Origin of the sequence: Halarchaeum acidiphilum MH1-52-1 (assembly GCF_000474235.1) — an archaeon.
In the GTDB taxonomy this organism is placed as follows: domain Archaea; phylum Halobacteriota; class Halobacteria; order Halobacteriales; family Halobacteriaceae; genus Halarchaeum; species Halarchaeum acidiphilum.
In genome coordinates, this window is record NZ_BATA01000004.1 from 23,729 (window position 1) to 36,486 (window position 12,758).

A 12,758-nucleotide genomic window follows, 5' to 3' on the forward strand; every position below is an offset into this window, starting at 1 on the left:
TACCTCTGTATTCAGTAGACGACTACTACCGGTTGGAGTGTTGCTAATCAGCATGTTTCGTTTTTCTCTAGGTCTAACGATTAGACGACCTACAATAGCGGTGTGAAGCTCAGTCCAGAACACGCTCTCTTAGGATAACAACCACGTCGGCTGCCTGCAACACTTAGACCGAAATCCAGGGAGTCCCTAATACGATCAGGACCGGCGGCTGCCCGGCAGAACACCTATCTGATAGGTCGCGGAACTATCGCGCATGCCGGATACGATTAGTCTCTCTCCTTCACTCTGGGGCCGTCGATGAGCGCCGCAGACCGCCACGTCTTCGACGGCGAACTGGTAACGGTGCCGTTCGGCGCGCGAAACGTCACACAGGCCACGCGTGACGAGTACGCAAAACTCCTCGCCGAACACGATTCCGAGGATGTGCTCGTCATAACCGGCGCGCCGACGAGTACGGACGCGTTCCGGGACTCGTTGAACGCGGAACTCCCGGGCGCGGCGACGCCGTGGGTGACGTCGCTCGTCGTGCACGCGACGGACGTGCTCGACCAGACGGACGACCGAACCGTTCTCTCCGACGCGTTGCGGCGCGAACTCCTCCATCGATTCCTCGCGGAGCACGAGTGGGAGACCGAATACCTGCGGCGGGCGTCCAAACAGCCGTCGTTCGTCGAGGACGCGGCGACCGTGATCGACACGCTCTCGTGGCAGTCCGCCCACCCGGACGAAACGACGGAGCTCCGCGACCTGCGGGATGCGCTCGACGCGTTCCACGGGTGGCTCGCCGAACACGACCATATGGAGCGCGGACAGCTCATCTCCGATGCGCGTGACGTCCTCGCGTCGGACACACGCGACGACGTCGTAGATGCGGAGGCGGTGCTGGCGGTCGAGTTCGAGGAGTTCTTCCCGGGTGATCGCGCGTACCTCGACGCGCTCACGACGGACTGCGACCTCGTCTGCGTCGCCGAGGAGCACGCGAGCGTGCGGCGGACGTGGATGGAACCCGGCCCCGTCACGGAGTACGTCTCGTTCGCCGAGACGCGACGCGGCCACGCGGCGTCACCACCAGCACGACCGGCCGCGACGGCGGCGTACTTCGCCGAGGAGACGACACTGGAAGATCCGGAAACGGGCTCGGTCTCCGTGCTCGCCACGGACTCGCGCGACGACCAGCTCGACGCGGTCGCTAACGAGATTGAGGCGCTCGTCTCGCGGGCCGACTGGACGTACGACGACGTCGCCGTCGCCACCAAGCAGAGCGGGAGCACGGTGACGGACGCTATCGACGCGCTCGAACGCGCCGGACTCCCCACGGAGTCCGCGACCGTTACGGGATTCGGCGACGACCCCGCGATCCGGGAGCTCCTCGCCGTCGTCCGTCATCTGGCCACCGATGAGGACGACGACACACAGGACCACGGGCCGGAACTCGACGCGGAGCGCGTCGAGCTTGTCCGAGAGTTCGACCGACTCGACGACGGGATTCGGTGGTGGGCGACGGACGCGGGGTTGAAAGAGCGGATCGCGGAGCGGGCGTCTCCGCTCGACGCGCGGGCGCAGTTCGGGAACGTGCGCCGCGCGTTCCGGATGGCGGCGTTCCTCGAAGACACGGACTTCCTGGACGCGACGTGGGCGTCCTACGAGGCGATGCTCGAACGCGCGCACGAGTACGCGCCCCAGCACAATCAGACGAGCGCGACGGACCTCAGTGGTGGCGTTCGCGTCGATCACGTGCAGGCGTTGAAGAACGAGTCGTTCCGCGCGGTGTTCCTCGGGGACCTCACGGACGCGGAGTACCCCGGTGATCCAACGTTCACGCGGCTCTTCCCGACCGAGCGCGTCGCCGCGATGCCGGACTACCCGGGCGTCACGGAACTCGACGCGGACGCGGTCGAAGCGACGTTCTCGACGGAATCGACGGCGTCGAGTCGGCCGTTCGCGCGGTATCACGCCGAGCACGCGCGCAGGCGGCTCGCTGTCGGCGCGGGCGTCGCAACGGAGCGGCTGTACTGCTGTCTCTACGAGTACGAGGACACGGCGCTCGAAGAGCGCGCACAGGCGTCGCGCTTCCTGACGGTGGCGTACGACGAGCTCTCGTGGCTGGATGAGGCCGACGACGCGGGGATTACGAGCGAGCGGGCCGCCGAGGAGTACCTCGTCTCGCGGGTGGACGACGCGCTCGCGGAGGTGCGTCGCGCGAACAGTCAGGACGTCTCCGTGTCGCTTGACGACGTCGAGGCGGAACTCGGTGAGATACAGGCGCTCCTCGACGCGAGCGGAGTGCGCGGGGAGGATTTACGGAAGGCGTTGCGTGCGCGCGTCGAGTTCGCCACGGGGGAGGTGCGGCGATGAGCGAGCGAGCGCTCTCGCCGTCGCGGCTGGCGACGTACGCGACGTGCCCGCGGCAGTACGACTACGGCTACGTCCAGGACGTCAACACGCCCGACCGCACCGAACTCTACCTCAACCAGGGAACGATCTATCACGAGACCATCGAGGACGTCTGCGACGCGACCGAGCGCGACGACGACCCGGAGGCGATTCACGACCGAGCGATGCGGGTCTTCGACGCGAAGTGGGACGAACACAGTAATCCGGACGACTACGAGTCGAACGCGCACCGGGCGTACCAGCGCGCGGAGAACCGCGCGGCCATCGACGCGTTCTTCGACCCCGATGGCGGTGACGGCATCAAGCACGCGCGCCGGTCGGTCGCCACCGAGGTCTGGGTGGAATGCGAGATCGACGGGCGCGCCCTCCACGGGAAAGCCGACAACGTGATCCGAACCGACGACGGACTCCACGTCTTCGACTACAAGCGGAACACGCGCGGCGTGCTCTCCAACGGAACGGCCGAGCGGCTCGCCGACCATCTCGACGGTGAGGCCCACGAGCCCAAGCGCGCGCGGAACGCGTTCCAGACGGCGACGTACGTCGAGGGCGTGAAGAACGAACCGTTCTACGAGGACGGGATGACGGTCCGGTTCAGCTTCTACGGCCTCCTCAACAGCACGTCGTTCGAGAGCACGCCCGACAGCTACGAGGTGTCCGTTCGCGGCTACCCGCGGGAGACGACGGACATTTACGCGGACCACTACGACACGATCAGGGCGCTCATTCGGGAGGCCCACGACGGGATCACGGGCGAGGCCTACGCGCCGGAGCCGTTCGACGTCATCGGCGACGAGGCGTGCCCGGACTGCGACTACCGGGAGATGTGTCCCGACCGCCTCTCGACGGAGGTGCGGCGATGAGCGACGACCGTGCCGAGTACCCGTCGTGGTATCCGACGCCGGAGGAGGACGCCTCGCCGGAGACCCAGCAGGAGACGATCATCGACTCGGACGCGTACCCGATGCGCGTGCTCGCCGGCGCGGGGACGGGAAAGACGTTCACGATGGTGCGGAAAGTCGAACACCTCATCGACGAGGAGGGCGTCTCCCCGGACCGGATTCTCGCGCTGACGTTCACGAACAACGCGGCGGACTCGATGCGCGAGAAACTCAACGCGAAGCTCGGAACCGCTGGATACGACATCGACGCGTACACCTACCACTCGATCTGCAACGAGATCCTCACCGACTACGCCTACGAGGCCGGGCTCGACCCGGACTTCGAGGTCGCAACAGACGCCGAGAAGTACGCCATCGTGCTGGACGTCCTCGACGAGATCGAGTACCGCTCGGTCAAACCCAACGTGTACGGCTCTGACGGGTACGCGTCGGGCGCGGCGTCGAAACTCCTCGGCTTCATCGGGTCGATGAAGCGCAGCGGCATCACGCCCGACGACATCGACACGTTCCTCGGCCCCGCCGAGCGCGTCTACACTCTCGCCGACCTCCCGGAGCGTATCGAGACCATCGCCGGCGACCACCTCGGCGGGCGCTCCGTCTCGACGGTCGGTGATTCGCTCCCTGACGTGCGCGCGACCTCGTCGCGGAACGCGACGCGCTCGGCACACAGGGTATCGAGGCGAGCGCGCGCGACTTCCTCGACCGCCTCGTCGACCTCATCGATGCGCTCGAAGCGGCGTTCGATGCGCACGAGGCCGGCGACCGGGAGTTACCAGAGAACGCGTACAAGCTCCCGAAGTACCTGTTCGGCGGGTACGCGAGCGGCGCGCCGGCGGGTATCCCGGACGACCTCGACCTCGAACTCACCGACCACCTCGACTCGTTCGTCGGGGACTGTCTCACCGCGCGTGACCTGACGGCGGGGTACGCGGCGTACGAGCGCGAACTCGACGAGCGGAACTACATCGACTTCGACGGCCTCGTCGTGGAGACGGCCGCGCTGCTGGACTCGCCGGTCGGCGACGAGATCGCCGAGCGCTGGGACTACGTGTTCTGCGACGAGTTCCAGGACACCGACCGCCTCCAGTTCGACCTCGTCACGTCGCTCGTCACCGACGACAATCTGTTCGTCGTCGGCGACGACGACCAGGCGATCTACGAGTGGCGCGGCGCGCAGGTCGCCAACATCACCGACGAACTCGACCGCGCGTTCGACGCGCTCTCCGATGAGCCCCTGGAGGAGAACTTCCGCTCGCGCCAGCCGATCCTCGACCTGGCGAACGAGGCGATCCAGAACCTCGACCACCGTGAACGACACAAGACGCTGCGGCGCGTCGACGAACCCGCGTACGACGGAGACACCGTCGCCACCGTCGAACTCCCGGACGAAGACGACGACGCGGACGGGGCGTCCCAGCTCCGCACGGTCGTGCAGAATCTCCTGAGCGGCGATGCGGCGAACCTCGACGACGCGTACGATCCGGGCGACATCGCACTCCTCGTGCGGAAGAACGAGCACGCGACACCGGTCATCGAGGCGTTCGAAGACGCCGGAATCCCGTACCAGGTCGCGGGCGACCTGTCATCGGAATCGGTCGGTGTCGGCACCGTGACCGCATACCTGAAAGCGCTCGCACGACCGGAAGACGAAGTGAGTTGGAATCGCGTCCTCCTGATGCGCTACCGGCTCTGCGACGCGGACCTCCGCACGCTCAACGCGGGCGACGAGCCGCTCGTCGAGACGCTTCGAGAGGCACCGCTCGAAGAATTCGAGGAGCGCGAGCGCGTCGCCGAGGCCCGCGCGCACGTCACGGAGCTGTTGGCCCTCCGCGACTCGGCGTCGCTCAGCCACCTGTACCGTGAGCTCACGGACGTCACGGACATCGAGTGGTACCTCAGCGAGCAGGAGCGCCGGGACCTCGCCCAGCTAGAGGCTATCGTCGAGCAGTATGGCGACGGTGCCGTTCAGCCACCGCTCACGCCGGAATTCGTCGAGTCGCTCGACCACTACGACTCGCTGTTCGACGAGAGCGGCTCCACGCCGACGAGCCAGCCTGACGTCGCGGACGACGCGGTCAACGTGATGACGGTCCACAAGAGCAAGGGTCTCGACTTCCCGGTCGTCCTCATCCCCGAGATCACGGCTGACGAATGGGAGCCGCGCTCGCGGGACTACGACGCACTCGAAACCGGCCTCTCGGACGGCGCAGACGCGGCGTTCGCCCAGGACTTCCTCCGACGCGACGGTCGTGAGACGCGTCGCGTCCTGCACGTCGCGCTCACGCGCGCCGAAGACGTACTCGTCCTCCAAGGTAGCCGTGTCGACGCGGCAGACGGCGAAGACGACGCGACGGCTGCGGCCGTCGAGGAGATTCTGCCGGCGAGCCTCCCGTGGCGGCCGGCGCGGGGGTCGCTTCCGATTTGGACTGACCTGCAGGACGCGCTCCCGCCAGAGACAGCAGACTGGACGAACACGCTCGCCAGCGAGACTGTCGGTGATATCGGTGGTGTGGTCCACCACGACGGCGACGACCTCTCGGTGTCGGCGGCGCGCGAGCGCGTCGTCGATCTCGCGCGGAACGCGGTCGATAGTCGGCTCTCGGTCAGCGGTACGAGCGAGACGTTGAGCGTCGAGGCGCTCACGGGCCCGGCGTCGGTCCGACCCGCGATCTCGCACAGCTACACCTCGCTTGATCGATACGAGGAGTGCCCGCGCGAGCACTACTTGGACCACGTCGTCAACGCGTTCGAGGACTACCGCCCGGCGAGTCGCGGCTCGACGAGCGGGCCCTCGCAACTCACCATCGGGGACCTCTTCCACGACACGGCCGAGCAGGCCGCTTCGCGTGGAACCCGACAGTCAGAGGATTGGGTCGAGATCTGCGAGCGCCTCGCCGAGAAACGACGCGCGAGGGACGCCCTGCCCGCTGCGAGAGCGTGTATCGAGCGCTACTTCGAGCTGGACGTCGCCGACTACGAGCTCGTGGACAGCGAGCGCGCGTTCGAACTCGACGTCGACGGTCACGACGTCGTCGGGTTCATCGACGCCGTCTATCGGACGCCCGAGGGCGAACTGGTCGTGGTCGACTACAAGGCGACCACGCGACGCCGGGACGTCGAGCGCGACAAGCAGCTCCCGATCTACCTCTTGGCGTGCCGGGAGATCTACGACGAACCGATTGATCGAGCGGGGTACGCCTACGTCGGCGAGATCGGCCCGGAACTCGACGCGCGGACGTTCAGTGACGGGAGGCTCGCGGCCGTCCGCGACGACATCAGCGAGACGATGGCGCGGATCGAGACGTCCGCGTTCGACGAGTACGCGAGCGGAACGCACTGTCGATGGTGTCGGCACGATGGCCTGCCGTGTGCGGCGGACGGAGTCGCCGACACCGAACCCGACACGTAGCACGAGAATACGTATTGCGGGAACTGGGAGACGGTTCCGCGATCACTCGACGTGTCACTCGTCCAGAGCGGAAACGACTATACCTTAGCACGGGAACAACTCGGGAAGCCGATGCCAGTCTTAGACGAGCTTTCGGGGTTCGAGTTCGAGGACGTGATGGAGGACGTCTTCCGGAACCTCGGTTACGAGAACGTCCACCAGGCCGCCCGCACTGCCGACGAGGGCCGCGACGTCCTCATGGAGGAGGTCGTGGACGGCGAACGCCGCGGGATCGTCGTCGAGTGCAAGCACACCGACTCTGTCGGCCGACCCGTCGTGCAGAAGCTCCACTCCGCGGTCGCCACCTACGACTTCGACGGCCCGAAGCGCGGCATCGTCGCCACGACCGGGCGGTTCACACAGCCGGCCCGCGAGTACGCCGAACGCCTCCGCGAGAACGACGACCCGTACCCCATCGATCTGATCGACGGGCAGGACCTGCGCGAACTCGCCGACGAGATCGGCCTCGACCTCTACAACGGCCGCATCGAGATCCTCTGCGACGATACCCTCCGCCCGTACGATCCCGCGACGTCGCTCGACGCACCGGTCGCCGCAGCAATGCGCGATATCGAGAACCTTGACGCCGGGGATGTCTCGGATCCGTACGCGCAGGTGACGTTCCGGCCGACCGTGCTCGTCACGGCGGAGACGGACGCGACCTTCGAGACGTCCGTCGGCGTCGTCCACCGCGTGCACGAGCGCGACCGTCTCGCCGTGCGGGCCGAACGCGGTACTCCCGCGCCGCTCTCCACGCCGGTCGGCGAGCTCGTCACGAACAACCGGCACGCGACCGTCGAGTTGGACGAGGCGCCGTTCGGCGAGGTCTTCGACGAGATGGAGACGCGGCGCTTCGGCGAGACCCAGACCGAGTACAAGGAGTGGGCGATAGAGCGCCTCCGCGAGCACCACACGAGCACCGTCTCCTACACGGGCGGCAATAACGTCACGTACGAGAAGACCTGCGAGCCGAACCGCTCGGACGTCACCGTCCACGCCGTGGAGGCCGTCTACCTCCCGGAAATCCGCCAAACGACCGAGCTCGGCGAGTACGCCTACCCGCTGGAGTACTACGCGGCCGGGCCGTCGCGCGTGACGACGGAAGACGGTATCCACGCCTGCGTGCACTGCGAAACGAGCGGCGACGGCGAGACGTACACGTACTGCGCGAACTGCGGGAGCATCAACTGCGTTGAGCACGTCCGAACCGAGCGCTTAGAGGGCACACCTGTCTGTACGGGCTGTGCGGTTACGGAGCGGTTCATGCTCTCGACGAAGTACTTCTACGACGAGGCAAATCGAGACGCGTTCCGCGAGGAGTACGACGCGTTGCCGTTCTACGAGAAGTTCATGGAGAACGTCCCGCTCGCGGCCGGCGTGGTGCTCGGTGTGCTCGTACTTGTCGTCGGATCGCTCTTCGCAGTAGGAGTCCTGTAATTACTATCCCCTTCGGGGAATTCTCGCCCTTTAGCGCGGGGAAGCTTTGTTGAACTCCTATCGTTCCAATATTTGTCTCGCTGGAATAGCCGTTAGGTAGGTGTGCAAACCGACCTTTTGCTCTGCGCTCGCTGTGCTCGCTCGGCAAAAGCTCGACCAAAAGCACTCCTCGCTCCAGCCGCGGCGCAAAGCGCCGCGTTAGTCGCTCGTCGGCCTCGCCTTCGGCGAGTGAATCGGCGACCTTCCGGGTCCTGACGGACCGCTCGGTCACCGAACGCTCGTCACCTGAATCGTTCAATAGCTCTGCTTCATCAAACGTGCAGTCACTCTGCGAGTCAGATGCGCTTTATCTCCGCCCACAGTGGGACGAAAAACTCACGCTACCGTTCTTTGAGACCGGCATCTAGCCATGACAGAGCGAGTGCCTACTGAGGCGGAAAGTTAACTGTAACCACATTAAACAACAGATGTGGCGAGTTTGATTCACCTGTTCGGCGCGTCTCACTTGGATCGGTATTCAAGCATCCAAGAGGAGGTCGAAGACCGGGTCACTGAAACTGATGCAGAGGCAATCTGTATCGAAGCGCCAGAGCAACGGATACAGGTCAAATACTGGCTACTCGCACTCCTCCGACTACCATTGGTCATTACGGGGTTCGCAATGGTTGGATTTCCCCAACTTGCAATACTCGCCCTCTTCGCTCGCAGTGTATTTCCGGGAGAAGTCCGCGCTGCGCGAGAAGTTCATGCCAATCAAGGGATTTCACTCCACAAGGTTGACCCGCATTTCCAACGGTACTTCTCAACGGGAGGTTTCTGGTTCATTATTGTTAACTGGGTTATTCTGATCGGCATAGCCGTTGTCTTCTCACCGATCCAGGTGGCGATGATTTGCGTCCTCGCAAACATCGCGTATTGGTGTCTGCGAGGAATTGGCCAAATCTCAGAGCGGCTCGCAGTGATCATTGCAATCCCCGCTTGTATCCTTATTTATCATGCACTCTTCCAGATCACTTCGATCCTGCTCGTACTCGTCGTGTTCATTCTCGGGGTTGCTGCCCTTGTTATTGCAGCCAAGCTCACAGATGAGGAACGCACTGACGAAATGATCTCACGAACGCAGACTGCCATCGCAGATAACGAGTACGAGAACGTCCTCTATGTCATGGGGAAGGGGCGCATCTCGACCTCCGGGATCGCATTACTGACTTGGGTGACATCGAGCTTGGGTCGGTATGGCTCAAAGATCGTTCTGAGAGTGGCGAACTCGAACAGCCCACCCCTAGCGAGTGACACTCTACTGTACTATCCTCAAGATTCTCGCTCCCCGGGCAGTCCAATGATTTACCGCCGATTCCTGTTGACCAGCGGGCGTCATAGACCGCTTCACAAGGAATTATTTTCGCTGGTACCACAACGGAACCGGTCGTGAAGTTGGGGTGCGGGTGAAACGGACGCGCTACAATTTCATCAAACCATAGATCGCTGCGATGATCAAGATGACCGAAACGAGAACGGTCTCAATCAATTGGGTGCCGTGCATCGTATAACCACATCGGTTGACCCAAAGTATTATCCACGGTAGTAGGATGTCACTAGATGAGACGATGAGTGAGGTGCCTGCCGCGGCGAACGACGGCCCGTTCGAGGAACAGCGGCAGATCTACGAGCTCCTCTCGCAGGAGACGCGCCACCTCTCCCTCCAGTTCGTCCTCGGTCATCCGGACCACCTCGCGTCGCTCGACGAGCTGGCGTACCTGATCCCGAAGAACAAAGCCGCGATCCGGGATCAGTTGGAGGTCCTCATCGACAGCGACATCGTCGAGTGCTACCGGCACCCGTCGAACGAGGACGCACGCGACCTCCCGTCGCAGTTCTACGGCCTCACCGAGCACGGCGTCGACGTCCTCTACGAGTACAACTATCTCCGCGGGCTCCCGGTCGCTCGGGCGCTCTACGAGAACACGCGGCTCTCGGAGAAAGCGCAGCGACACCGCGACGCGCCGCGTCCGGAACTCCCCGACGCCGTCGCGGACGCGCTCTCGATAGAGGACACTGAGAGTGTTGACTTCGGCCGTGTAGAGACGTACATTCGGGAGCGCAAGGACAACACCCACAGCGTCGACGATCAGATCGCAGTGGCGGAAGCGTTCTCCGAGGCCGGAATTGGCCCGGACCACGAGGGGATCAAGCGAAGCGAGATGCTCGACGTCCGCGATATCGAGCTGTCGTACCAGCCCAGAACGGTCTTGGACCACCTCGTCGATATCGGGATTCTCAGTCAGACCGCGCCATCAGGGCCCGACGTTTTTGCGATCAGCGAGCGTCGGGACCAGATCGTCAACGGACACGTGACTGAAGAGGCGGAAGAGAACGTCGAAGCGCTGATCGCGCACATCGACGACGAGCTACAACCGATGACCCTGTCCGAAGATGCGGCCGAGTTCGATGGGGTCGAGTCCGGTATGTCCGCTCCGTCCGTCGCTTTAGCTGACGGCGCTGGACGCACCGTTCGCAGTATTCTCGCCGCCGAGTTCGATGTGGAGCCGGAACAGGTCACCGGTCATCTCCAGTCGGGCGACCCAGTTGATCGACTCAACACGGCCGTCGAAGCGATTGAGTCGTCCGAGGAGGTCACGAAATCGGAAGACTACGGACAGATCGTCTTCGTCCGGCCGGCCTATCGATACCAGCTAACCGACCGGACGATGTCGATGCTGTAAGCGGCCGGGTCGCGCCGTCTCAGAGGAACTCGGTGGTCTGCGGACCGTTCGTGATGTGGACTTCGAAGGGCTGCGTGCTCGGGTCGTCCTGCGTGACGAGGTGCCAGTAGGTCTCGGCCATCCGGTCGGGGTCGAGGAACGTCTCGGGGTCGCGCTCCGGGGAGCGCTCCTGCGCGCCGGAGCCGCCGATCTGGCCGTCGATCACGACGTGCGCGACGTGGACTCCCTCGCCGCCGTACTCTTGGGCGAGGTCCATCGCCATGCCGCGCGCCGCGAACTTCGCCGCCGTGAACCCGATAGCGCCGCCGCGTGAGCGGACCGCGGACGTCGCGCCCGTGAAGATGACCGTTCCGCCCTCGTCGTCGAGCATGTCGCCGACGGCCTCCTGCGAGCAGACGAACGCCCCGCGCCCGTTCACCTCCCAGGCGCGCTCGAACTCCTCGACGCTACTGTCCATCAGTCCCGTCCACGACGCCGCGCTCGCGTGATTCACGAGTACGTCCACGGGACCGAACTCCTCGCGGACGGTCTCGAACCCCTCGCGGATCGCCTCCGCGTCCGTGAGATCGACCGTGACCGCCAGCCCCTCCCCGGGGTCGGGCAGGTCGTCAGCGAGGTCCTCGATGTACGCCGTCGAGCGCGCGAACAGCGCGACCCGACACCCCTCCGCGGCGAACTTTCGGGCGAGCGACGCACCCAGTCCGGGACCGACACCGGCGACGACGGCGGTTCGCGTCATGGCTCCGCGTTCGGCGGCCGGTCCGAAAGGCGTTTGGACGCCGGCGACCCGCGCTCAGAGCGATTCGAGCGCTCGGATACCGTCGGGCGCGCGCCCCGCGTCCGTCCACGCGCCGTCCGCGGATCGCCTGACGAGCCGTCCCTCGTTCGTCCCGGCGTAGACGGACTCGCCGTCGTGCGTCCACGCGAGTACGACCTCCTCCGGGCCACCGGGGTAGGAGACGTCCGCGAACGACTCGCCTCGGTCGGTCGATTCGAGGAGGACACCGTCCGCGCCGGTCTCGCCGCGCCACGACCCCGGCGGGTCGCGGGCGGCCGCCGCGTAGAGACGCCCGCCGACGAGCGCGGCCTCCCGGAAGTAGCGATGGTCGAAGTCGGTGTCGAGGCGCGTCCACGACCGCCCGGCGTCCGCGGTGCGGTAGAGGCCGCCGCCGCAGGACGCGACGTACTCCTCCGGGCCGATGACGAGGACGTGGTGGACGTCGTCCTGGAGGCCGTCGCGGCGCTCCGTCCACGTCTCGCCGCGGTCGTCGCTGACGTGGACACCGCCGACCTCGACGCCCGCGATCATGCGGTCGGGCCGATCCGGATGCACGCCGAGACTCCGGACGTGCGCTTCGTTCCGGTGACGCGGCGTGTGCCAGTCGTCCCGCGTCGGGAGGTCTTGGAACCCGTCCAGCTCGCGCCACGTCTCGCCCAGGTCGGTCGAGACGTAGAGATGCGCGGGGTGCGTGCCCGCGTAGAGCCGCTCCCCGTCCGGGCTAGCGACGACCGAATACACTTCCGCGCGGGGGACGTCGAGGTCCGCCCACGTGTCGCCGCCGTCGCGCGAACGATAGAGTCCCGACGTCGTCGCGGCGAACACGCCCGCGACGCCGTCGAACGTCCGCACGCGCAGCGAATCTCCGCTGTCGAGCACCTGCTCGGCGTCGGTCCCGTCATCGTCCGCGAATCGATACACCCCGTCTCGCGTCCCGGCGATGATCGCCATGGCGGGGGTACGCTCGCGTCTCACTTGACTCTCGGGCGTGGTGGCCGGCCGCCGGGCGCGCGTGAACGGTGTCTCGACGCGGTCGTCAGCCCTTTTTGACGCTCTTCGACACCCGCGTTCCTCGC

At 65.4% G+C, this 12,758-nt stretch carries 7 protein-coding genes and 1 pseudogene; 6 read left to right on the forward strand and 2 right to left on the reverse strand.

The window, feature by feature from the left end:
* Positions 1–297: 297 nt before the first annotated feature.
* The 6 genes and pseudogenes from AOZ13_RS01425 to AOZ13_RS01450 all read left to right on the forward strand — a co-directional run bounded on the left by AOZ13_RS01425 (position 298) and on the right by AOZ13_RS01450 (position 10,904).
* On the forward strand, positions 298–2,355 hold the full coding sequence (locus tag AOZ13_RS01425; protein WP_020220599.1) for a PD-(D/E)XK nuclease family protein: 2,058 nt from the start codon (positions 298–300) through the stop codon (positions 2,353–2,355).
* Complete coding sequence (locus tag AOZ13_RS01430; RefSeq protein ID WP_020220598.1) at positions 2,352–3,257, forward strand: PD-(D/E)XK nuclease family protein; 906 nt, start codon at positions 2,352–2,354, stop codon at positions 3,255–3,257. The genes AOZ13_RS01425 and AOZ13_RS01430 overlap by 4 nt, the downstream gene beginning before the upstream one ends.
* Positions 3,254–6,705 (forward strand): annotated as a pseudogene (locus AOZ13_RS01435) (ATP-dependent helicase). The gene AOZ13_RS01430 and the pseudogene AOZ13_RS01435 overlap by 4 nt, the downstream one beginning before the upstream one ends.
* 111 nt (positions 6,706–6,816) lie before the next feature.
* The gene (locus AOZ13_RS01440; protein WP_020220597.1) at positions 6,817–8,181 is read left to right on the forward strand and encodes a restriction endonuclease; all 1,365 of its coding nucleotides are present in this window, start codon (positions 6,817–6,819) and stop codon (positions 8,179–8,181) included.
* A 469-nt stretch (positions 8,182–8,650) separates the two neighbouring features.
* The gene (locus AOZ13_RS01445; protein ID WP_049933671.1) at positions 8,651–9,613 is read left to right on the forward strand and encodes a hypothetical protein; all 963 of its coding nucleotides are present in this window, start codon (positions 8,651–8,653) and stop codon (positions 9,611–9,613) included.
* 175 nt (positions 9,614–9,788) lie between these two features.
* Entirely contained in the window at positions 9,789–10,904 is a 1,116-nt protein-coding gene (locus AOZ13_RS01450; RefSeq protein WP_044956988.1) for a hypothetical protein, read from the forward strand.
* 19 nt (positions 10,905–10,923) lie between these two features.
* Here the strand turns inward: AOZ13_RS01450 and AOZ13_RS01455 are convergent, their stop codons facing one another.
* Both AOZ13_RS01455 and AOZ13_RS01460 read right to left on the reverse strand, forming a co-directional pair.
* The gene (locus AOZ13_RS01455) at positions 10,924–11,643 is read right to left on the reverse strand and encodes an SDR family NAD(P)-dependent oxidoreductase (protein WP_020220594.1); all 720 of its coding nucleotides are present in this window, start codon (positions 11,641–11,643) and stop codon (positions 10,924–10,926) included.
* A gap of 54 nt (positions 11,644–11,697) precedes the next feature.
* Positions 11,698–12,633, reverse strand: coding sequence for a WD40/YVTN/BNR-like repeat-containing protein (locus tag AOZ13_RS01460; protein WP_049933674.1), 936 nt, complete (start codon positions 12,631–12,633; stop codon positions 11,698–11,700).
* Positions 12,634–12,758 lie beyond the last annotated feature (125 nt).